Below are 22,390 nucleotides of genomic sequence, written 5' to 3'. Positions count from 1 at the left end.
CGCTGATCAGCCAGTATCTCGGAACACTTTATCCGGCTGTTGCAGCCGGCAAGGTGGAAGCCACGCCACATGCGCTGATGGTCGAAGCCGTCAGAAACGTCATCCGCGTCTATGGAAAAGCCGTCGGAACGCATTGAATATCGAATGAAAGAGGCGCGGGAAACTCCGCGCCTCTCACCGAATAACTCAAACTTTGAGGCTGTCCTTAGCCAGATTATGGAAAAAGGACACTCCGCGCTCCAATATTTCATCATTGAAATTATAGGTCGCCGTGTGCAGACCAGAGCTGTCGCCATTTCCGATTAAGAGATACGCGCCAGCCGACTTCTCCAGCATGAAGGAAAAGTCTTCGCTGCCCATAAATGGTCGGTCCAGCTCTTCAAAAGCATCTTCGCCATAATGCTGCGTCACTGTCGCCTTCGCCTGCTCGAATGCCGCCGCATCGTTGATGGTTGCCGGATAGCCGGTCATCCAGTCAAAGCTCACATCCGCGCCGTAGCTCGCTGCCTGCATCTTTGCGACCTGTTCGACCTTATCACGCAATGTCTTGCGAATGACCGGGTCGGTGGCACGCATCGAGATTTCAAGCTTGGCCGTATCAGGAATGACATTACAAACCGCACCCGAATTAAACGCACCGACGGTAATCACACTGGCCTGATGTGGTGAGACAGTGCGAGAGACGATGGTCTGCAGGGCCAAGACAATGCTTGACGCGACCACGATTGGATCGATTGTCTTTTCAGGCTCTGCACCATGTCCGCCACTGCCCTTAACCGTCATTGTGAGTGCATCTATGGAAGCAGCAATCGGGCCTGCCTTGGACGCAAATTTGCCGGCTTCCAAACCCGGCCAGTTATGGAGCGCAAACACCTGATCGCAAGGGAAGCGTTCAAAGAGCCCTTCCTCGATCATGATCTGAGCACCGCCATAATTTTCCTCAGCGGGCTGGAAAATGAAATGAACAGTTCCCGAAAAGTCTTCATCCTTTGCGAGCGACCAAGCAGCGCCCAGCAGCATTGCGGTATGACCATCATGGCCACAGGCATGCATCTTGCCCGCATTCTTGCTTGCATAAGGCAGACCAGTTTCTTCCAGAATTGGTAGCGCATCAAAATCAGCGCGGAAACCGATGGAGCGATTTGAATTGCCCCGGCGCAGAGAGGCAACAATGCCAGTCTTGGCAAGCCCGCGGCTCAGCTCATAGCCCCATTCCTGCAAGCGGGATGCAATATAGTCGGAAGTCTCAACTTCCTCTAATCCCAGCTCGGGAATGCTATGCAGATGCCTGCGGATAGCTTTAAGTTCATCCTCAAACACACCCAATTTGTTATCGGTCATGGTCTCCCCCCTCTTAACTCATGTGCAAGAATTGACGCAGGCGCTGCGACTGCGGATTGCGCATCACGATATCAGGCGAACCGCGCTCTTCAACCAGTCCCTTGTGCAGGAAAATGACCTCGCTCGAAATTTCGCGTGCAAGCGCCATTTCATGTGTCACCATCACCATTGTCCGGCCTTCTTCGGCGAGTTTTTTGATAACCTGCAGCACTTCCGTCACCAGTTCTGGATCAAGTGCAGAAGTCGGCTCATCAAACAGCATGACTTCAGGTTTCATAGCGAGCGCACGAGCAATTGCAGCGCGTTGCTGCTGTCCGCCGGAAAGCTGGGTGGGGTACTGATCGCGTTTGGGCGTGATCCCCACCTTCTCCATCAGAACCTCTGCTTCTGCCAAAGCTTCCGCCTTCGACATGCCCAGAACATGGATCGGTCCTTCGATGATGTTCTCAAGGATCGTGCGATGCGACCAAAGATTAAAGCTCTGAAACACCATTCCCAGACGCGTGCGGACATGTTCAAGCTGACGCGGATCGGCAGCATGGGATTTTCCATCGCGTCCGACCTTGGTGCGGATCACTTCACCCGCAACTGCGATCTCGCCTTCATCTGGAGTCTCCAGATAATTGATGCAGCGCAGCAAAGTGCTTTTGCCAGAACCACTGCTGCCAATCAGCGATATGACGTCGCCTTTCTTGGCTTCAAAAGAGATGCCTTTTAGAACCTCGACACCAGCGAAGCTCTTGTGAATATTTTTGACGGTCAGTGCCATGGACGTCATTTAAATTGCTCCTGAAACAGATCAGACCATCGACGCGCGTGAGCTGCTCATGCGCCGTTCGACCCAGTTCATGATCCGGGTAAGGATGAACACAACGGTGAAATAGAGGATACCTGCCGCAATCAACGGCTCGAATATCGACAAGGAACTGCGTTGCAACGCGCGTGCGGTTCCCATCACTTCCATGATCGTAATTGTGGAAGCAAGCGAAGTGGATTTGAGCAGGATGATAAGGTCACTCGTCAGAACCGGCATACAATGACGGAAGGCCAGCGGCAGGGTAACGCGGCGCAAAATCTTGAACCGGCTCATACCGATAGAAAGTGCTGCTTCGATCTGCCCGCGTGGGATTGACTTGATAGCGCCGCGAATAACCTCGGCATTGTAAGCACCCTGATTGAGGCTCAGCGCAAACACCGCATACCACAGGCCATCACGCATATATGGCCACAGGAAGCTGTGTCTGACCCATGTGCCTGGCAGTATCTGCCCAAGCCCGTAATAGATCAGATAAAGCTGCACCAGAAGCGGCGTGCCCCGGAAAATGAAGGTGTAGACAAAAGCCGGCCATTTCAGAATACGGCTCTTTGAAAGCAGCGCCAACGCACTCAGCGTACCAAAGATCAGGCCGATAACGCCTGCTGTTGCCGTCAAAAGCAGTGTCAGCGGCATCGCCTTAATCAACGGCGGCAGGAACTCAACGATTTTAGTGATCGATTCCATTATCCGTGCCCCCGGCTCAGGCGTTTTTCAAGCCGTGCAATTATCAGAACTGAAACCAGTGTGATGCCCAGGAACAGGAGTGCCGTCAGGCCATAAAAGAACACATATTGCTTGGTGGATGCCGCAGCGCGGTAGCCCGTATAAAGCAATTCATGGAAGGAACCGAGAACCGAAATGATCGCGCTTTCCTTGGTTATCGAAAGCCAGAGATTGCCAATGCCGGGAACGGCATGACGCATCATTTGCGGGAAAGTGACGCGGGTAAATATCTGACGACGACGCATCCCGATGGAAAGTGCCGCTTCGATCTGCCCCCGCGGAATTGCCAGATAAGATGCACGCAACACTTCAGTCATAAACGCGCCGTTGACGAAAGCCAGCGCGATGATTGCGGCCCAAAAGGCGCTAAACTGGAAATCATTGCCGACAAGGCCCGTCGCCTTGAGAAGCCGTTCCGCACCTGTCGCGACAGAGAAATAGAGAAGCAGAATAACAAGCAGTTCCGGCAGAGCGCGAACCACCGTTGTATAAAGATCAGCAATCGCTTTCGTGAAACGGTTTCGCGAAAGCTTACCCGATGCGGCGGTGAGCCCAAAGAGGAATGAGACTGCAAATGCCACGGCCGAGACCTGCAAGGTCATCAGAAGTCCGTGTGCGAACTCGTCTCCCCAGCCCTCACTTCCCCAGGCTAACAGTTGCCAATAAGAATCCATGCAGATTAATCCGATCAAAAAGCCAGACGCTTCGCACGGAGCGCCACGCATCTCTATGGACGCAAAAGGGGCGCTCCGGCTTATTAAATTTACGCATCCGGCATTCCAAAGTCGATTTGGACCTTGGGTCGATGCTGTAAGCGAAGGCCGAACGCCGCTACCGGCGTTCGTTTCCTTAAAGGATTACTTCTTTTCGAAAATCCACTTGTCGACCAGTGCCTTCAAAGCGCCTTCCTTGTCGAGTTCTGCAATTGCTGCATCGACCTTTTCAAGCGTTGCTGTATCGCCCTTGCGGACGGCATAGGCAACGCCTTCACCCAGCACAACGCTCTTTGGCGCAACGAGCTTGACTTCGTAATCTTCGCCCTGCGGGGTCTTCAGGAAATTCTGCACAAACAGATCCGGCGCAAGAACATAGTCAACGCGACCCGCAACGAGATCAGCAACCGAGTTGTCAGCCGTGTCGTAGCTCTTGATCGAGACATCCGGCAGATACTTGGTCATGTAAGCCGACTGGACGCTCGAAGTCTGGACACCGACGATCTTACCCGACAAAGCTGCCTGATCAACGACTTCACCCGAACCATCGCTTGCCGCGACAGTGCCGACCTTGTCCGTGTCCGACTTGGATCCGACGACGACAGTGCCTTCGGTGTAGTAAGGTGTGCTGAAATCAACAACCTTACGGCGTTCATCCGTCACCGAGAAAGCGCCGATAATGAAATCGACCTTGTTTTCGGTGAGCGATGGAATAAGGCCATCCCATGCCATCGACTTGAATTCGCACTTGTCTGCGAGCTTTTCGCAGAGCGCGCGTGAAAGGTCCGCTTCCAGCCCTTCCCATTCACCTGCAGCATTGACCTGTGTGAAAGGCATGTATGGCTCAGGCGTCATGCCGAGACGAAGTTTACCTTCCGCCTGTGCTGCGCCGCTGGCCAATACAGCAAGTGCGATCGCGCCTGCAATTTTCCCTTTAAAACCAACCATGTTCCCGTTCTCCTTATATTTTTGTAACGGCTCACCTTTTTATTACGGCAAGCACGGGGAATGCATATAGAAAACGGCTCAGGAGCGGGTGCCCCTGAGCCGTAAGACTTACTTGCGATACCAGCGAAGTGACATGCAGGAAAGACCAGCGTCGATCTTGCCAATCTGCGTGGTTTTCAGTGGAACCACGTTATAACCGCTCTTTTCCAGCAGCTCGATGGTGCGCGGGAAATCGGAGCCGACCATCACAACGTCATTGACGCGCAATGCATTGGCAGCGGCTTCCTCGCCTTCCGGCACGATCAGCTGACGAAGACCGGAGAAGACGCCGGACTTCGCGAGGCGGCTCGTGGAGAGAACAGTTTCTTCATCGACCAGCGAGCAGTCGGTTTTGAAATGAAGGACGCCTTCCGGTGTCGAAACAACTTCACCCTTGCGACCGATCTTATCGAGGCTTGCGATAAGCGCTGCTGCACCTGCCTTATCGGTACGGGCAGAAAGGCCGATCATCACGCTCTTCTGTGTCGTCAGAACATCGCCACCATCAGCAAAGCCTGGCTCTGGAAGTTCAACAACGGTGTCGAACATCTGACGGAGGGTTGGCTCGATAACAGCCGTTTCACCAACGCGCGTTACTGCGCCCGGACGGAGCAGAATTGCGCCTTCCGTGAAAACGAGTGCTGGATCTTCAACGAAGATGGAATCAGGGAAATCTTCGAGCGGAGGAAGGATCGTAACCTCAACGCCTGCAGCCTGCATGGCAGCGATATAGGCGTCATGTTCGGCCTTAACGCCTTCATAGGTTGGGTTGCCGGTATCCAGCGCACGAAGACCATTCACCACAGAGCGCGAAGGCTCACGGACGATGATCGAGTTGAACTCATAAACGGGTCTGTTAGAAGACATGGAAGGTTACCCTCAATTTAGCTGGAGCCTATCTACCCGGCTCTTGTTGTTGCGTAAAGCAAATGTGTGCCGTTTGTTGTGCGGCGCGAAAGATGAATGCCAGCCAACATGCAGCGGACCGATCCGCCAGCCAGCTCAATCGTCGGAACGGCGAAAGGCAGCAGCCTTGCGGTCTGTTCGATTGTCTTGATCTGATCCTTGCTCAAAGCGGCAAGAGCGCGGGCTGAAAGGGCCAGAACCCGGCCATCCTGGCCTTCCAGTTCTATGGCATTTCCGGCAAACTCACCAATCTGTCGTGCTGAAAGATGAATGACCGTGCGTCCGGTTTCCTGCAGACGATCAACAATTTCCTGACGGCGGGCCGGATCGGTAATCATATCGGTTCCGATCAATGCGTAATCTGCACCGATGCACATCAGCACATTGGTGTGATAGATCGGCTTGCCGGACGAATCGACCGCGTCAAACACCATTGGCTCAAAGTTGAAATGTGTGCAGAAACGCTCCAGCGCCACTTCATTGGTGCGATTGGAACGGGCCGCATAGGCCACACGGCCTATATGGTCGAGCACCATGGCGCCAGTGCCTTCGAGATAGAAGTGATCACGCTCCAGACCCGAATAATCGATGACGTCCTGAACGCGATAGTCGCGCTTCAGCATTTCGATCACATCAGGGCGGCGTTCTTTCTGACGGCTTTCCGAAAACATCGGATAGATAGCAACATGGCCGCCCGAATGGGTCGAAAACCAGTTATTCGGGAAGACTGAATCGGGCAAAGCGTGAGTTTCGTCTTCAAAAAGATGAACCGTTACGCCCGCATCAGCCAATCCCTCGGCCATGAGCGTTACCTCATCGAAAGCTGCTTTCGCCAGCACTTCAGCGGAGCGACGCTCGTCGACAGACTGAAACGCATTATCCTTTGCGGTTTGCGCATTGGGGGTAAAATGATGCGGTCGGATCATAACGACCGATTTCGGACTCTGGACAGATGGTCTGCTCATTCTCAGACTATTCTCGCTGCTAAAGCATGTCGCAAAAGACATGCATAAAAACAAAGATTTAAAGCGCTTATCGCTTCACCAACGGAAGCGAATTTGGCATCGCCGCGCCATGAACTCTGGTAGCTCGATCAGGTGGCTTTTCCTGCTCTCCAACATACTCACACGCTCCTCCATCAGCACTCCGACAAGCAGAGTAGGAGGGCATAAAGTCAGTTAAAATTGTAAAAGTGTCGGGTCATTTGTAAAAAATATAGCAATTTGCACAGTTGAACTGTAAAAAGTGACATGCATATTTTTGATGATCTGGATCATAAGCTGATTGCCATTTTGCGGGAGGACGGACGTGCGCCGCTCTCAAAACTGGCGACTATCCTTGGCGTTTCACGCGGAACCGTTCAGGCGCGCCTGGATCGCCTGTTGGAAACTGGTGCCGCATTAGGCTTCACGATCCGGGTTCGGCAGGATTACGATGATGGGGTTGTGCATGCGATCATGCTGATCGAAGTGCAAGGCCGCTCGACAACCAAGGTGATCAAGCTCTTGCGGGGATTGCCGCAAATACGCACATTGCACACGACAAACGGTTCATGGGATCTGGTGGCGGAGATCCATGCAGAAAGCCTGCACGATTTTGATCGCGTCTTGCGTGAAGTGCGAACGATCGATGGTGTCATGAACAGCGAGACCAGCATTCTTCTGAGCAGCGTATAATGCAAAAGGCCGGTGGTTTTCACCACCGGCCTTGCTTTTGCTATCAGGCTGCCTGCTTCAGCGCCTTTTCGCATCGAATGAGCATTCCATAAAGGTCGCGTGGCTCGTCAGGATCAGCCAGCATATCCAGCTCGACAAAGAGGCCCGTTTCCTCCAACTTGCTGCGGACATATCGCAGCGCCGAGAAATCTTCGATTGCGAAACCAACACTGTCAAACAGGGTGATGGCTCGGTCGGAAGCACGACCAGAGATCGCACCGGTGATGACTTCCCAGAGCTCTTTGACTGGATAGTCGGCGTCAAGCTGCTGGATTTCACCTTCGATGCGGGTCTGCGGCGGGTATTCGACAAAAATGTCGGAACGCAGCAAAATGTCTTTATTCAACTCGGTTTTGCCAGGGCAATCGCCGCCAACGGCATTGATATGCACGCCAGGGCCGACCATGTTGTCACTGAGGATAGTGGCATATTGCTTGTCAGCCGTAACAGTCGTGATGATGTCGGCACCTTCAACGGCTTCCTGCGATGTGTTGTGAATCGAAACAGAAAAGCCCTTGTCACTCAGGTTACGCGCACAGCGCTCGCTCGCAGAACGATCAATGTCAAAGAGGCGGAGATTTTCGATTCCCAGGATGACTTTGAACGCCAACGCCTGAAACTCGCTCTGTGCGCCATTTCCGATGATCGTCATGGTCTTTGAATCAGGCCGCGCAAGATGTTTGGCTGCGACTGCTGACATTGCAGCTGTGCGAAGCGCTGTGAGAATCGTCATCTCCGTCAACAGCATTGGGTAACCGTTGCCGACATCGGAGAGCACGCCAAAAGCGGTGACGGTCTGGCGACCTTCCTTTGTGTTCTTCGGATGGCCGTTTACGTATTTAAATCCATAAAGCGTGCCGTCGCTTGTCGGCATCAGCTCAATTACACCTTCGTCGGAGTGGGATGCGATACGCGGCGTCTTGTCGAACTGTTCCCAACGGCGGAAATCTTCTTCGATCACTTCAGCCAGCTCTTTGAGGAAGGTTTCAACTCCCACCGTGAGCACAAGCTTCATCATGTGATCGACACTGACAAACGGAACTATATTCAGCTTTTCATTGGTCATTGATATGAACCCTTATCCAACATGTTTGGGCAAAGCACTGCTGGCTCAGGCCTTGGTTACGAGAAAATTTTCCGCAATCATCGAAACGATCTGCGGCAGGACTTCAAAGGCATAAGGCGCGTGTACACGCTCAAGCTTCTGGTGGAATTCACGTCCCCATGGGCCAATATTGACCACCGGGAATTGTAAGGCGTCACCCGCCGGATGATCGACAAGACGGGCGACCGGTGTGTTGTTTGAAACAATATCCTGCCCAAGCGTCGCCTGCCCCAGAAAGCTCATATCGGAAATGCCCTGGAAATACGGCTTCCAGACGAGTGACTGATCCGGGAAGGCCGCAAATGCCTGCATCGTTGTGTCGATAGCCTGTTTGAACGCACGATCATTAGCCTGCGTATGATCAAGATGGCTTGCTGGGTAATGCAGACCTGCAAAACCCACAACAACTGCCGGACCTGACAGATGTGCAACGCCGACAAGCCATTCAGTCAGTTGGCGGCTGACCGACAACGGATTGTCGATATCGGCAAGGCGCTTTTCCTGCTCGCTGTAAAGAGCTTCAAACTGCTCACCGGCGACCTCTGCAGCCATCACGCGCAACTGCTCGAACGTGATGAGCTTCGGTGCCGCCGGAATTGCGCCAGCTCGTTTTCCGATCAGTTCTCCGAACGCTTCCGACTGCCCGGCAAAGCGCTCAACGGCCTCTGTCGCGCCAGCCAGAACTTCATCCTTGAAACGACTGAACAGCTCTTCCGCCGTCATGGCATGATAAAGCCAGTTAAGCGCGATCCAGAAACGTTCTGGCGTCGTCACTTCATATCCGTCACGCAGATCTTTTGCCTCAAGACAGATTGGTGGCGGCGAGATATCATTCTCATCGCGATCAGCAAGCGCTGCATTGCCTTCAAAGCGTGCAAGAATGCTGGCAGCCATCGCCTGTGCGCTCACGCCTTCATATGGATAGCTCGCATGTGAGCTCAATCCGATAACCAGCGCAAAGGGCAGCAGCTTTCCGATCGTCCCAGCATAAACCGCACGACCTTCTTTTCCGTCGCCCTGATCAGATGTCACATCGAGATTGATCGCAGCTGAGATTTCAATGTCGAAGTCGCGGGCGATAGCTGGCAGCGCATTGCGCATCGAACGCATGCCACGGCTTTCGCGTTCTTCATCCGGGGTGAAAACCAGCAACAAATTACCGCTGCGATCCGGGTCAGCCGCAAATTTTTCAGCACAGGCTATACCCACGGCAAGCCCGCTTTTCATATCGAGCAGACCACGTCCCGGGAGGAAATCGCCGCTCAGCAAATCTTCCAGCGCGCGCTCTTCCTGAGCGGATCGTGAACGATTAGACAAATCCTTGATAAGAGCGTCCTTGAGTTTCAGGCTCTCACAAGCGAGCGACTTAAGTTCGTGGTAGTTATCGGTTGCGACCGTATCAAAATGGCCTGCAAGAGCGAGCGTGCGCTTGCCGTTTCCACGCACCAGCGCGACCACATTATGGGTCAGCGGATCACCATGGCTGGCTACTGTGCGAATATTATCCGGGTTCTGCTGGAAGTAGGGTATTTCCTTGAGAACGGCTACGAGATGATCGGAAAACTCCGCCTCTCCGGGTGTGCCTGTTTCACTGCCCCAGCCAACAAGGCGCAATGCCAGATCTTCGACATGCTGCGCATTAATATGGTTGTGCGCGGTCGTTACGGCGTTGGACGCGCCGTTTGAAACACTCGCAGTCATTGAATCTAATCTCCGTCGATTAGAGCGTGTTTCGAGATGTCAGAAACACGCTTCAGAACATAAACTTCAGGCTTCGGTCGTTTTCGACCGGCTTATTGCGAAAGATGCTTTCGTAGGAAGGCTCTTGTCCGTTCCTCGGTAGGATCGGACAAGACTTGGCTTGGCGCGCCTTGCTCAACCACCACGCCACCATCCATGAACATCACATGGTCGGAGACTTCGGCGGCAAAGCGCATTTCGTGGGTGACGATCAGCATGGTCATGTGCTCGTTTGCGAGCTGCTTCATGACCTGATTGACTTCTTCGACCAGCTCCGGATCAAGCGCAGATGTCGCTTCATCAAAAAGCATAACTTTGGGCTGCATTGCCAAAGCCCGAGCAATGGCAACACGTTGCTTTTGGCCGCCAGAGAGACGTGCCGGATAGGCGTGCCCCTTATCGACAAGGCCGACCTTGGCGAGCAGAGTGTTAGCGCGTTCCAATGCATCCGCCCGGGACAAGCCCTTGAGCTTCATCGGTCCGACCATGATGTTCTGCAAAACCGTCAAATGCGGGAAGAGGTTAAACTGCTGAAAAACCATCCCCATTTCCTGACGGATGTGGTTGATGTGCTTTTCAAAAGCACGCCCCTTGAGCGGACGATTTACCTGATGTCCATCAAGCCAGATTTCACCGCTTGAGGTTTCCTCCAACATATTGATGGAGCGGAGCAATGTGCTCTTACCCGATCCGCTGGGGCCGATGATGGAAACGATCTTCCCGCGTGCAACAGTCAGGTCGATGCCTTTCAGCACCTCGATTTCGCCGTAAGATTTCCGAATTTGGCGCAATTCGATCATGGGGGTCTGTGTGTTCATCGGATAGCTTCCGCTTTCTTGGCCGCTTTGCTCAAACCCCATTCCATCAGAAGATTGACGAGGTAATAGAGCACGGCTGCAACGAAGTAGAACTCAAAAGGACGATAGGTTTCGCTGATGCCACGCTGGGCATTCAGCACCAGTTCTGTGATGCCGAGCACCGAAAGAACGGCCGTGTCCTTGAGCAGGATAATGCTGTTATTGCCGACCTGCGGCAAAGCCGTGAGGATTGCCTGCGGGATAATGAAATAGCGCAAAGAGGCACCATTGCCGAAACCAAGCGAGCGAGCGGCTTCCATTTGTCCCTTGTCGACAGCCTCCAGCGACGCACGGAAGATATCGGCATTATAGGCGGCATAATGCATACCAAGCCCGAACACACCGGTCCAGAATGCAGGCACCATGATCCCGATCTGCGACAGGCCATAATAGAGCAGATAAAGCTGCAGCAGCAGCGGTGTGCCCATGAAAAGGAATACAATGCCGCGCAGGGGAAGGCTGATCAGTTTGGGCGCATGAAGGGTGACGATTGCAATAACAATACCAAGCACAACACTGATAATGCCAGCCAGAACGGTGATCAGAACGGTCCACAGAAGACCGATGAGCAACAGTTCCGCATAAGGTGGAACAACTGTGAAATCCAGACTCATGCTCCTGCCCTCTTCTCAGCGTTGAAGTAGGTTTCAAGTCCGCGAACGATCAGCGAAATGACGGCTATGATGACGATGTAAGCCGCAGCAGCCACCGCAAAAACCTCGAAGGGCTTGTAGGTGGAAGTGACAAAGCGCTGCGCAGTATAGGTCAATTCAACCACACCGATGGTGGAGACAAGAGCAGTACTCTTAGTCAGAATAACCGTATTGACGCCCAGCGACCGGATCATCAAAGGAGCAGCCTGTGGCAGAATGAAGAGCCGCATCGTGCCAACTCGACCAAAACCAAGCGACCGGGCGGCTTCATTCTGGCCTTTATCAACTGCCAGGATCGCCCCGCGCATACCCTCAGACATATAGGCGCCGATGTTGAAGCCCATCGTGATGACACCCGCCACAAAGGGCGTGAATTCAAAGCCGAATTGCGGCCCACCAAAGAACACGAGGAAGAGCTGCACCAGAAGCGGCGTACCACGCATGATGCTGATATAGGCCACAGCAATCCAGCGCACTGGTGCATATCGCGAAAAGCGCGCCATAACGAGCAGACTGGCGACAACCAGACCGATCAGCAGCGACACGACAGTCAGTCCGACAGTGACCCAGGCAGCTTCAACAATGAAGGGAAAAATCCGCTCGATAAGTGCGATATCCATCCTTCAACCTTTCTGCTCCATCAGGAGGAACATCTGCCACGAGATAGTGCTTCAGCGAACGGCTGAAACGAGGCCATGGCAGAGTTTAGGAACGAGAGCATTGTCAATAAAGCTGCTTAGAGCGCTCAACATGAAGACAATGCGTAAAACAGAAAATGCGGCTGTAGATTTTCACTCATGCCGCTTCCGTGTTTGAGGCAGGGCAGCAAATTATGCTGCCCTGACCCGAAACAACCGGATTAACGGATATCCGCGCCAATCCACTTTTCGGAAATGGTCTTGTAAGTGCCATCAGCCATCATATCGTCGAGCGCCTTCTGCATAGCGTCGCGAAGTTCCGGATTGTTCTTGCGAACAGCAATGCCAATGTCATAGCGCGGAAGCTTGTCATCCTTGATCTGCTCGATCGGCGCATTACTCTTGGAAATGGCAACCAGAACAGGCACGTCGTCTGCAATCACCGCGTCGATGCGGCCCGAACCGAGGTCGAGAAGCATTTCCGGCAGGCCCTTATAGGTGCGGACTTCATACTTGTTCTGCTCGCGAACCCACTTTTCAGAGGTTTCGCCAAGCGTCACACCAATTGTCTTGCCGTCGAGTTCGTCGAGCGACTTGACGCTGTCGCCTTTACGCAGGAACAGGCCAAGACCGGAACGATAGTAAGGTCCAACGAAGTCGATTGCTTTTTTGCGTTCTTCGGTGATGCCCATCGAGCCGACGATTGTATCAAAGCGGCCGGTAACGAGGCCCGCAATGATGCCATCCCAGGCAGTGGTGACGATTTCAGGCTCAGCCTTCAGACGGCGTGCGATTTCAGAACCGATATCAACGTCGAAGCCAACAACTTTGTTGGATTCATCGACAAAACTGAACGGAGGGAAGACGCCCGAAAGCGCAATCGTCATCTTGCCGTTCTTTTGAATTTTTTCCAGATCATCAGCCTTAGCTGCATGGGCGGATAGTGAGATGCCAAGTGCTATAAGCGCTGTGGAAAAAAGTCTCGCCATTTTCATTATCAGAGTTCCCTACGAAAGCCCCAGGCGGAGCTGTTGACGCTATTTTGATAGCCTTGTAACCGGCCTCAACAGGGATTTGCGCAGCGCTCCTATCGCTTGCAGCATTTTAAGAGCCGCTTATGCACTCCCCTTGGCCAAAATCATTATCTGCAATTAGATTGACAAAAAAGAATATAAAGTGATTATTTTTATAAAATAGTGACGATATCGTCAGCATAACTTACTTTTAAGGAAGCCGTATCGATGGATGAGCTGGACAAGAGACTGATCACGGAGCTTCGCATTAATGGCCGGGCTTCTGTTCCACAGCTTGCAGAGCTTTTAGGCGTTGCACGCGCCACCGCACAAAAACGCCTCGACCGCATGATTGCGAATGGCGACATCAAAGGCTTCACTGTCCGTGTCCGTGACGATATCGGCAAAGATCAGATCCGTGCCTTCATGCTCATCGAAATGTCAGGCTCGTCACTGAAGGCAACAATCAGCGCAATCAAACGCGTTCCAGGCCTCACGGGCGTTTTTAACACTAACGGCATCTGGGATGTGATCGCCGAGCTGGAAGTCTCGACCATCTCCGAGCTTAACGAAGTGATTTCGACGATACGCTCACTTCAGGGCGTCAGCAAAAGCGAAACTTTCATCATGCTCGGGCCAGCATAGGCCTTCTTTGCCGACTATTTATACGCTTTATCGGAACCAAACCCGACGCCAACTAGTTACTCGCTCAAATTCACTTAACAGTAGAGTGGTCAATGCATGTTCTAAATGCGGGGCCGCTATTCTGTTGCGTGGGATATTATAACAAAACGCAAAAAGGCGGTGGCGAATGGCGCAAAGCGATGCTGCAGGCAGCTCATCTCAGGCTACACCATTACAAATTCACGACATCAAGGTCATCGATAACACCAAGCTCAAGAAGGCCATTACCGCTGCGGCCTTGGGCAACGCGATGGAATGGTTCGATTTCGGCGTTTACGGCTTCGTGGCCTATGCATTGGGCCAGGTATTCTTCCCGAATGCAGCCCCGGGCATTCAGACAATTGCAGCGCTTGCCACATTCTCCGTGCCGTTTCTGGTGCGCCCTCTGGGTGGCTTGTTTTTCGGCGTAATGGGCGACCGTTTCGGTCGACAAAAAGTTCTCTCACTTACAATTATCATCATGGCTGCCAGTACATTCTGTATCGGCCTGATCCCCTCCTATGCCACTATCGGTATCTGGGCGCCTATCCTTTTGCTGCTTTGCAAGCTGGCACAGGGCTTTTCCGTAGGCGGCGAATATACCGGTGCTGCGATCTTCGTCGCCGAATATGCTCCCGACAGGCGTCGCGGCTTCCTGGGCAGCTGGCTGGACTTTGGCTCGATAGCCGGTTTTGTGCTGGGTGCGGGTCTCGTTGTTTTCCTCAGCACCATGGTTGGTGAAGACGCCTTCTTGGACTGGGGCTGGCGCATTCCATTCTACCTTGCCGCTCCGCTCGGGCTGATCGGACTTTATCTTCGCCATGCGGCTGAAGAAACACCCGCATTCACACAACAGCTTGCGGCATTGGAAAAAGAAGACCGTGATGCGATTGAAGACCGGCCGATGGTGTCCTTCAAGGAAATCGTCAGCAAATACTGGCGTGCATTGAGCGTCTGTATTGGCATGGTTCTGGTGACAAACGTCACCTATTACATGCTGCTTACCTATATGCCGACCTATCTTTCCCAGAGCCTGGGCTATTCCGAAGATCACGGTGTGCTGATTATCATTGTCGTGATGATCGGTATGCTGTTCGTGCAGCCCGTCGTCGGCTTCCTCAGCGACCGGTTTGGCCGCAGGCCTTTCCTGATTATCGGCAGTGTGGGCCTATTGTTGTTTGCCGTGCCGGCCTTCCACCTTGTTGCCAGTGGAAACATTGCGACTATTTTTGCTGGCTTGCTGATATTGGCGATTTTGCTCAACTGCCTCACAGGCATCATGGCATCGACACTGCCAGCACTGTTTCCGGCGCGTATTCGCTATAGCGCTCTTGCTGCCGCCTTTAATATTTCAATTATCGTGGCGGGACTGACCCCGACTGTTGCCGCATGGCTTGTCGAGGCAACTGATAATCTTTATCTGCCTGCTTACTATCTAATGTGCGCAGCCATCGTGGGTCTCATCACAGCATTCTTCCTTCCTGAGACGGCCAACAAACCGTTGCGTGGCGACACGCCAAGTGCCTCAAACAAAACGGAAGCCAAACTGCTGCTCAAGGAAGCCTATTCCCATATCGAAGAACGCGTCGATAAGCTCGATGATGAAATTCTCTCGCTCGAACAGCAGATCGAGGAGCTGCAGCAACGCCGTCAGGCGCTCGTTGACCGGCATCCGAAACTAAACTGAGCCGCTCCAGCTTTCGGCCTGTTGCTCACCAATCCCCATCAGATCAATGGCTCGCGCTGCGATCTGATGGGCAATTTCATCTACCGTCTGCGGGTGCAGATAAAAGGCAGGCACTGGCGGCATCACGATTGCGCCCATCTCGGTGACCGTACACATATTGCGCAAATGGACCAGATGCAGTGGTGTTTCGCGGGTGATCAGCAGCAGCTTACGCCGCTCTTTGAGCTGCACGTCGGCAGCGCGCGTTAGCAGACTATCGCTGAAGCCATTGGCTATCGACGCTAAAGTGCGCATGGAACAAGGTGCAACAATCATTCCAGCCGTCGGCACAGATCCGCTGGCAATGGCTGCTCCCACATCCTCAATCGAATAGGTCTTTTCTGCCAGCCTATGCAGCATTGAATAGCCGTTCGGGCCCAGCTCATAGCGCAAAGTCCGCTCAGCGGCTTGTGATATGACAAGATGCGTTTCAACGGACTGCATCTTGTTCAGGCACTCAAGTATTTTCAGTGAAATGACCGACCCGGACGCACCTGAAACTCCCACGACAATCCGCTTCACTGTCTGCTCTCCCTGTCGATTCCCAATTCGCCCCACATTGCGTCCACCCGCGCAATGGTCTCTGCATTCATGGAAAGGACAGCACCCCATTCGCGATCGGTTTCCGCACCGATCTTGTTGGTTGCATCAAGTCCGAGCTTTCCGCCAAGCCCTGAACGCGGTGAAGCGAAATCAAGATAATCCACCGGTGTATGATCAAGCGTAATCAAATCTCGGCTCGCGTCGAAGCGTGTCGATAGCGCCCAGAGCACATCATCCCAATTGCGCACATTTATATCGGGATCGACGGCAATGATAAGCTTGGTGTAGCTGAACTGTGGCAACATTGACCAAAGCCCCATCATCACCCTGCGCGCTTGCCCCGGATATCGCTTGTCGATGGCGACCACCATTGCGCGATAAGAACATGCCGCAGCTGGCAGCCAAAGGTCAGTGATCTCGGGAAATTGTTTGCGCACGACCGGCACAAACAGCTTGTTCATCACCTCGCCGAGCTTTGAAGGTTCATCAGGCGGACGCCCGGTGTAAGTGGAAAGATAAATCGGGTTCTTGCGCATTGTGATCGCGCTGAGACGCATCACCGGAAAATCTTCCACACTGTTATAATAACCAGTGTGATCCCCATAAGGGCCTTCCGGCGCGGTTTCGGTTGCCGATACAAAACCTTCAAGCACAATTTCCGCATTAGCAGGGACGTTGATTGGCACAGTGCGCGCGTCTGTGATTACGGGCCTTCGCCCCGACAAAAGACCCGAAAATGCAAGCTCGCTCATCCCTTCAGGCAAAGGCATGACAGCTGCAAGAATGGTCGCTGGATCCGCACCGATAGCAACAGCAACAGGCATATCCTTCCCGACCTTCTGCCACATGCGATGATGCCGCGCCCCACCCCGATGTGCCAGCCAGCGCATGACCAGCCTGTCTCGCCCGAGCTTCTGCATCCGGTAAATACCGACATTGATGTCGGATGGATCGTCAGGCGCACAAGTGATGACCAAAGGCCAAGTCACCAGCGGAGCAGGCTCTCCGGGCCAGCACCATTGTATCGGCAACGCGTCCAGATCAATGGCGTCTCCCTCGCATGTGATTTCATGCACCGGCGCACGGCTGACACGCCGTGGTCGCATTGCCAGCGCTGCTTTTGCCAGAGGCAGCTTGCCCCAGATTTCGCCTGCTGAACGCGGCGGCGTCGGCGCTCTCAACTCTGCCAGCAGATTGGCTAAATCAGGCAGCTCTTCCGGACTGCGACCAAGCCCCCATGCAATCCGTCGTTCAGCACCGAACAGATTGGCAAGCAACGGGATGGATTGCACTTTGCCTTCAGCATCGACCGGATTTTCAAACAGCAAAGCTGGCCCATCAGCTTCCAGAACGCGTTTATGAATTTCCGTGATTTCATGAAGCAGCGAAACTGGATGTTGGATGCGGACGAGATCGCCGCGTCGTTCGAGCTCCGATACGAAGCTCTGTAGATCGCCGTAGGAAGAAGGCAGAGGGGATGCATTTTTCATGTCTCACTTTGAATACGCAATTCTTCTGCCGTCTTTGATCCAGATCAAACTCTTACAGGCTTGAATCGCCTAGTCCTTGAGAAGACGTCGTAAGCTGGTGCGCATAGAAGTGTCTGGAGCAAAGTCATGATGAAAATTCCGCCTGCCGTGGTCGCTCCGGTTCGGTTTGTTCCGCCATTTCTGCTCAAGCCGCTTGTTTCTCGTGTTTTCTTTCAGGTTATCCGTGCGCATCCCGGCCTGTTTGAGCGGCTGGGCGAGCACGTCAACAAACGATTTGGCTTCCGGCTATCCGATCTCCCTTTCGCCTTTCTGGTTGAACCCGGTGCCCCCCGTATTTCGGTACTGCGCAACAAAGACGACTTTAAAACCGATGCCGCAATCGAAGGCCCGCTCGTCATGCTGCTCGCTCTTCTGGAGGGCAAACTTGATGGCGACGCCCTGTTTTTCTCGCGCGACATCACTGTGACCGGCGACATGGAGGCCATGCTGGCCCTGCGCAATGCGCTGGACGATTGCAATGTTGACCTGCCAGCTGATCTTGGACGCGGCGCAGGGCCATTCGCCCCGGTGGTGCGAACCATTGCAGGCTTTGTGCGCGACAAAGCGCTCGCTGCAGACACAAAAGAGGATACCCCTTCATGGAACTGATCTGTCCTGCCGGAACACCTTCCGCACTTCGCGAAGCCGTGCAGGCCGGAGCCGATGCAGTCTATTGCGGCTTTCGTGATGAAACCAACGCACGCAATTTTCCGGGCCTCAATTTCAGCCGTGAAGAGCTACGGGAAGCAATCAATTTCGCCCATGCCCGTCGGACGCAGGTCTTCGTTGCGATCAACACCTTCATGCGTGCAGGTGACGAGCATATCTGGTACCAAGCCGTTGACGATGCCTCGGCATTGGGTGCCGATGCCGTGATCCTCGCGGATTTTGGGCTGATGGCCTACACGGCAGAACGCCACCCGCAACAGCGACTGCATGTTTCAGTGCAGGCATCTGCTTCCAATGCCGATGCAATCAGCTTTCTGATCGATGCTTTCAAGGCAAAACGTGTGGTGCTGCCACGCGTGCTGACAATCCCTGATATTGCAAAGCTTGGACGGAAGATCGCCTGCGAAATGGAAGTTTTCGTCTTTGGCGGTTTGTGCGTCATGGCCGAAGGCCGCTGCTCGCTGTCGTCTTACGCCACCGGAAAGTCACCCAACATGAATGGGGTCTGCTCGCCTGCAAGCCATGTGCGTTATCGCCACGACGGTTCAGAACTGGTTTCAGAACTTGGCGATTACACCATCAACCGCTTCCCGGCAGGCGAAGCAGCAGGCTATCCAACCCTTTGCAAAGGGCGTTTCAACATCGGCGATGAAGAAGGTTATGCATTTGAAGATCCTGTATCTCTCGATGTGATGAACCACATAGACGAACTCCGTGCAGCCGGCGTTTCAGCTCTGAAAATCGAAGGGCGGCAACGTGGGAAAGCCTATGTTGCTGAAGTTGTTTCAACGCTCCGTCAAACTCTTGCAGCCGGACCCGAAAAGCGGGTCGCACTGCTTTCACGACTACGCGCATTGAGTGAGGGTCAGCAGACCACATCGGGTGCCTATGAAAAGCGCTGGAGATAGCCATGTCCGATCCAAGCTTTAATCCCAGCCTCAGCCTTGGACCTGTTCTCTTTCTCTGGGACGGTCCGAAATGGCGCGATTTCTACTACCGCATAGCCGATGAAGCACCGGTCGACCATGTCACGCTTGGCGAAATTGTTTGTTCCAAGCGCTTTCATTTCATCGATCCATACATGGGGGATGTGATCGAGCGCTTACAACAGGCAGGCAAGACAATCAGCCTTGGCTCACTCGCGCTTGTCATGCTTGAACGCGAGGCAAAGCATGTTCGGCAGACCGCCCAACAATCGCTTTTTCCGGTCGAAGCCAATGATCTCTCCGCGCTGGGCCTGCTGGCTGGCAAGCCGCATATGGTTGGCCCATTGGTCAATGTTTACAACGCTGCCACTGCCAAAGTTCTGGCCGCTCGCGGCGCACAATCCATCTGTCTGCCACCGGAACTACCGTTGGCTTCAATCCGTGAAATCATCAAGGGAGCGCCAGATGTTGCCTTCGAAATCTTCACTTTCGGCCGCATACCACTCGCCATTTCAGCGCGCTGCGCCCACGCACGCTCAAAAGGACACATCAAGGACAATTGTCAGTTTGTTTGTGCCGAGGAGCCGGACGGTCTGCCAGTCAAAACACTCGATAGCCAGTCGTTCCTTGCCTTGAACGGTGTGCAAACGCTGTCGCATACCTGTCAGGCACTCATTGAAGACATACCCGAGCTGAAGGCAGTGGGTGTTGCACGTTTCAGGCTTTCGCCACAGGATTGTGACATGGTTGCTGTCGCAAAGGTTCACCACGACGTGCTGCATGAACGTATCGACACGGAAGAAGGCCTTGCCCGATTGCAGGCGATTTACCCGACCATTCCGCTTTCCAACGGTTTTCTACATGGCGGCATCGGTGCCGCCTGGGTCAGCCGACACAAAACTGCATCGGTTATGCATAGCTGATAAAATCAGCTTGCTGCCGACAGCGCTCTAAGCGGGGTAATGGTTTCAAGCCAGTCTGCGAGAACCGTCTGGTCCGGTGCAAGCAAAACACCGAAATCGCCTGCGAACTCGTTCCAGCCCTCAACATAGGTTTCGCGCACGACTGTCAGCACGGGTATCTGCTTTGCATAGGCCAGCTCGATAACGGTCCGAAACCCCTGACCTTCCGTTTCGCCTTTGCCAAAACGGTTGAGGATCAGCAGATCTGCTCCGGCTTCGATTTCGGCACGCAACGATCCTGCCACATCTGCAAGTGCTGCCGGATCGAGCCTGCAACCGCGCGAGCCGGTGCCGAGCGGTTGCGAGATAATTTGCCGATTGCCGCTGCCAATCCGTTCAATAACAATTTCCCGGCAGCATTCGTCGGTATCGGGGCCACGGTGTTGCAAAAAACCCGCGACCTTCAAGCCACGTTCTCCGGCCCTCGCAGCAACCGACGCCAACAGCGGATCGACCGCCACGTCTTTCTCGGCCAGAATTGCTGCAAGAATCGGCTGTGTGGTCATTTGCTTTCTTCCTCACCGGACAAAAGGTCGATACCGGTAATCTCTGCCTCTGCGGCCAAAATAGCAATATATTGCGAAACAGCTTTCGACCAGGTGGACGCTTCAAGCCAGCCCGCGATGCGCTCAGCCACAAAATCGAATGGCAACACCTCGCCATCGACACGATGATCGAGCTTGATAATGTGAAAGCCAAAGCGGCTTTCAATTGGTGCCGCTGTGATTTCACCGGGTGCAAGACGATCAAGCGCACGCTCAAACTCCGGCACGGTACTGCCTCGCGACAATTGCCCAAGGCTGCCACCCTGTGCAGCTGAAGGGCAGGCGGAATATTCGTGCGCCATCGCCGCAAATGTTGCCGGTTCAGCCAGAATGGAAGTCGCCAGGAACGATGCCGTGCCGCGTGCCTTTTCGCGCGCCTGCTGATCAGCTGGGTCGGCAGCAATCAGAATGTGGCTTGCTTGAAGCAAAGGCGAGCTGGTGAAACGCTGCCGGTTTTTCTCATAAAAGCGCAAACATTCATCGCTTGATGCAGAAGGCACTTCAACTTCCTGATCGATGACCATGCGTACCAGCGCATCGTCGTCGGTTTCAGGACGCCCTTCGGCATCTTTCTCACGTTCTGGGGTAATGCCAACTTCTCTTGCGCGCTGCAAAAGCAACTCTCGGACTGCAAGGGCGCGAGCGGCTGCAAGCAAGGCTGCTCCCGGGTTTTCTGCCGGGTGATTTTGTGCCTCCGTCAGAATGTCGCTTTCGGCAATCGCAACGCCGTTTACCGAAACCGCATCAAAGATCGGGCGCGGCTTTGGCGGTATGCGTGTATCCGGCTCCTGGTATGTGGAATAGCTACCATGCCCGCCTGAATGCTTATGGTCATGTGCTTTCGGCTGTTTGCTTTCAAAGAGTGTCGCCATCAGTTCTGCTCCGCCCGAAAGTTGTTCTGAACGCGAGCATGGGATGGTGCCCGGCTATTATTGCGCTTGCGCACAACCTGATAACCGGGACGCCAGATATAACGCACAGGTGCGCTCAGCATATGAACGAGACGTGTAAACGGGAACAGCAGCAGGATTGTCAGACCCAAACCGATATGCAGCTTGAAGATAAGCGATGCATCGGCAACGTAGCTTGAAGCCTGCGAGTTGAAAGTGAAAATACCCTGTGCCCAGCTCATGAATTTCACCATTTCATGGCCATCCAGATGCTGTAGCGATACCGGAATGGTCGCAAGCCCCAGCAGCAGCTGAATCCAGAGCAGAATAATGATGAGCGTGTCAGTCGGACGCGATGACGCGCGAATACGCGGGTCAAACAGGCGACGATGCACGAGAAGCGTGGCGCCGATAATTGCCATGACACCTGCAACGCCACCGGCCACAATGGCGAGTATCTGCTTGGCTTCATGGCTGATGCCGAGCGTATCAAATACCCAGATTGGCGTAAGCAACCCGACAAAATGCCCGGCGAAAATCACAAGCACACCGAGATGAAACAGTACCGAGCCCCACATCAGCTGTTTGCGGCGCAAAAGCTGGCTGGAACCGGAGCGCCATGTATAGGGCTCGCGGTCATAGCGGAAGATTGAACCGAGTGCCAAAACGCTCAGCGCAATATAGGGATAAATCCCGAACAGGAACGTATTGATATGACTAGCCATCATC

24 protein-coding genes are annotated in these 22,390 nt (G+C 53.7%); 6 read left to right on the top strand and 18 right to left on the bottom strand.

What is annotated here, in order from left to right; genetic code table 11:
• Positions 1-186: 186 nt before the first annotated feature.
• From RT142_RS12710 to ctlX, 7 genes are all read right to left on the bottom strand, one after another.
• Positions 187-1,341, bottom strand: a complete 1,155-nt coding sequence (locus RT142_RS12710) for a M20 aminoacylase family protein (protein WP_313028967.1) — start codon at positions 1,339-1,341, stop codon at positions 187-189.
• A gap of 13 nt (positions 1,342-1,354) precedes the next feature.
• Positions 1,355-2,119, bottom strand: a complete 765-nt coding sequence (locus tag RT142_RS12705; RefSeq protein ID WP_064321273.1) for an ABC transporter ATP-binding protein — start codon at positions 2,117-2,119, stop codon at positions 1,355-1,357.
• 21 nt (positions 2,120-2,140) lie between these two features.
• Positions 2,141-2,842, bottom strand: a complete 702-nt coding sequence (locus RT142_RS12700) for an ABC transporter permease (protein ID WP_007877641.1) — start codon at positions 2,840-2,842, stop codon at positions 2,141-2,143.
• On the bottom strand, positions 2,842-3,555 hold the full coding sequence (locus RT142_RS12695; RefSeq protein WP_007877634.1) for an ABC transporter permease: 714 nt from the start codon (positions 3,553-3,555) through the stop codon (positions 2,842-2,844). Before RT142_RS12695 ends, RT142_RS12700 begins: the two co-directional genes overlap by 1 nt.
• Before the next feature lie 183 nt (positions 3,556-3,738).
• The gene (locus RT142_RS12690) at positions 3,739-4,542 is read right to left on the bottom strand and encodes a transporter substrate-binding domain-containing protein (protein ID WP_313028965.1); all 804 of its coding nucleotides are present in this window, start codon (positions 4,540-4,542) and stop codon (positions 3,739-3,741) included.
• Between the two features lie 108 nt (positions 4,543-4,650).
• Positions 4,651-5,448 carry a dimethylarginine dimethylaminohydrolase family protein gene (locus tag RT142_RS12685; protein ID WP_007877625.1) on the bottom strand — a complete coding sequence of 266 codons (798 nt, stop codon included), beginning with the start codon at positions 5,446-5,448 and terminating at the stop codon, positions 4,651-4,653.
• Positions 5,449-5,480: 32 nt separating this feature from the next.
• Positions 5,481-6,452 (bottom strand): citrulline utilization hydrolase CtlX, encoded by a 972-nt coding sequence (gene ctlX / locus RT142_RS12680; RefSeq protein WP_313028963.1) that lies wholly within the window; start codon positions 6,450-6,452, stop codon positions 5,481-5,483.
• A 285-nt stretch (positions 6,453-6,737) separates the two neighbouring features.
• Here ctlX and RT142_RS12675 point away from each other — a divergent pair, with 285 nt between their 5' ends.
• Positions 6,738-7,163, top strand: coding sequence for an Lrp/AsnC family transcriptional regulator (locus tag RT142_RS12675; protein ID WP_007877621.1), 426 nt, complete (start codon positions 6,738-6,740; stop codon positions 7,161-7,163).
• 43 nt (positions 7,164-7,206) lie between these two features.
• Here the strand turns inward: RT142_RS12675 and RT142_RS12670 are convergent, their stop codons facing one another.
• The 6 genes from RT142_RS12670 to RT142_RS12645 form a co-directional block, all read right to left on the bottom strand.
• Positions 7,207-8,268, bottom strand: a complete 1,062-nt coding sequence (locus RT142_RS12670) for an ornithine cyclodeaminase (RefSeq protein WP_313028961.1) — start codon at positions 8,266-8,268, stop codon at positions 7,207-7,209.
• 45 nt (positions 8,269-8,313) lie between these two features.
• Positions 8,314-10,008, bottom strand: coding sequence for a M20/M25/M40 family metallo-hydrolase (locus RT142_RS12665; RefSeq protein WP_112807580.1), 1,695 nt, complete (start codon positions 10,006-10,008; stop codon positions 8,314-8,316).
• 92 nt (positions 10,009-10,100) lie between these two features.
• Entirely contained in the window at positions 10,101-10,865 is a 765-nt protein-coding gene (locus tag RT142_RS12660; protein WP_064321278.1) for an amino acid ABC transporter ATP-binding protein, read from the bottom strand.
• A complete protein-coding gene (locus RT142_RS12655) occupies positions 10,862-11,518 on the bottom strand; it encodes an amino acid ABC transporter permease (RefSeq protein WP_113159730.1) in 657 nt (218 codons plus the stop codon). The genes RT142_RS12660 and RT142_RS12655 overlap by 4 nt, the downstream gene beginning before the upstream one ends.
• Complete coding sequence (locus tag RT142_RS12650; protein ID WP_007877610.1) at positions 11,515-12,177, bottom strand: amino acid ABC transporter permease; 663 nt, start codon at positions 12,175-12,177, stop codon at positions 11,515-11,517. Before RT142_RS12650 ends, RT142_RS12655 begins: the two co-directional genes overlap by 4 nt.
• A 239-nt stretch (positions 12,178-12,416) precedes the next feature.
• On the bottom strand, positions 12,417-13,184 hold the full coding sequence (locus RT142_RS12645) for a transporter substrate-binding domain-containing protein (protein WP_039860371.1): 768 nt from the start codon (positions 13,182-13,184) through the stop codon (positions 12,417-12,419).
• Between the two features lie 252 nt (positions 13,185-13,436).
• Here RT142_RS12645 and RT142_RS12640 point away from each other — a divergent pair, with 252 nt between their 5' ends.
• The gene (locus RT142_RS12640; RefSeq protein ID WP_007877606.1) at positions 13,437-13,853 is read left to right on the top strand and encodes an Lrp/AsnC family transcriptional regulator; all 417 of its coding nucleotides are present in this window, start codon (positions 13,437-13,439) and stop codon (positions 13,851-13,853) included.
• Positions 13,854-14,019: 166 nt separating this feature from the next.
• Positions 14,020-15,558 carry a glycine betaine/L-proline transporter ProP gene (gene proP / locus RT142_RS12635; protein WP_007877604.1) on the top strand — a complete coding sequence of 513 codons (1,539 nt, stop codon included), beginning with the start codon at positions 14,020-14,022 and terminating at the stop codon, positions 15,556-15,558.
• Here proP and RT142_RS12630 read toward each other — a convergent pair.
• Positions 15,550-16,119, bottom strand: a complete 570-nt coding sequence (locus RT142_RS12630; RefSeq protein WP_313028953.1) for a UbiX family flavin prenyltransferase — start codon at positions 16,117-16,119, stop codon at positions 15,550-15,552. The two genes, proP and RT142_RS12630, sit on opposite strands and share 9 nt — an antisense overlap.
• Positions 16,116-17,630 carry a UbiD family decarboxylase gene (locus RT142_RS12625; RefSeq protein ID WP_313028952.1) on the bottom strand — a complete coding sequence of 505 codons (1,515 nt, stop codon included), beginning with the start codon at positions 17,628-17,630 and terminating at the stop codon, positions 16,116-16,118. Before RT142_RS12625 ends, RT142_RS12630 begins: the two co-directional genes overlap by 4 nt.
• Positions 17,631-17,756: 126 nt before the next feature.
• Between RT142_RS12625 and RT142_RS12620 the strand changes: the two genes are divergently transcribed.
• Genes RT142_RS12620 through RT142_RS12610 form a run of 3 tightly spaced genes read left to right on the top strand, consistent with a single transcriptional unit; the run spans position 17,757 to position 20,187 of the window.
• A complete protein-coding gene (locus tag RT142_RS12620) occupies positions 17,757-18,278 on the top strand; it encodes an SCP2 domain-containing protein (protein ID WP_113486233.1) in 522 nt (173 codons plus the stop codon).
• Positions 18,269-19,246, top strand: coding sequence for a peptidase U32 family protein (locus RT142_RS12615; RefSeq protein WP_064321282.1), 978 nt, complete (start codon positions 18,269-18,271; stop codon positions 19,244-19,246). Before RT142_RS12620 ends, RT142_RS12615 begins: the two co-directional genes overlap by 10 nt.
• A 2-nt stretch (positions 19,247-19,248) precedes the next feature.
• Entirely contained in the window at positions 19,249-20,187 is a 939-nt protein-coding gene (locus tag RT142_RS12610; protein ID WP_113486235.1) for a U32 family peptidase, read from the top strand.
• Between the two features lie 5 nt (positions 20,188-20,192).
• Here RT142_RS12610 and RT142_RS12605 read toward each other — a convergent pair whose 3' ends face one another.
• Genes RT142_RS12605 through narI form a run of 3 tightly spaced genes read right to left on the bottom strand, consistent with a single transcriptional unit; the run spans position 20,193 to position 22,386 of the window.
• A complete protein-coding gene (locus tag RT142_RS12605) occupies positions 20,193-20,732 on the bottom strand; it encodes a DUF2478 domain-containing protein (protein WP_094544230.1) in 540 nt (179 codons plus the stop codon).
• Complete coding sequence (locus RT142_RS12600; RefSeq protein ID WP_094544231.1) at positions 20,729-21,643, bottom strand: peptidylprolyl isomerase; 915 nt, start codon at positions 21,641-21,643, stop codon at positions 20,729-20,731. The genes RT142_RS12605 and RT142_RS12600 overlap by 4 nt, the downstream gene beginning before the upstream one ends.
• The gene (gene narI / locus RT142_RS12595) at positions 21,643-22,386 is read right to left on the bottom strand and encodes a respiratory nitrate reductase subunit gamma (protein WP_007877591.1); all 744 of its coding nucleotides are present in this window, start codon (positions 22,384-22,386) and stop codon (positions 21,643-21,645) included. Before narI ends, RT142_RS12600 begins: the two co-directional genes overlap by 1 nt.
• Positions 22,387-22,390 lie beyond the last annotated feature (4 nt).

Source organism: Brucella sp. (genome assembly GCF_032066345.1).
In the GTDB taxonomy this organism is placed as follows: domain Bacteria; phylum Pseudomonadota; class Alphaproteobacteria; order Rhizobiales; family Rhizobiaceae; genus Brucella; species Brucella pseudogrignonensis.
This window is presented reverse-complemented; position numbering and strand designations above follow the sequence as displayed.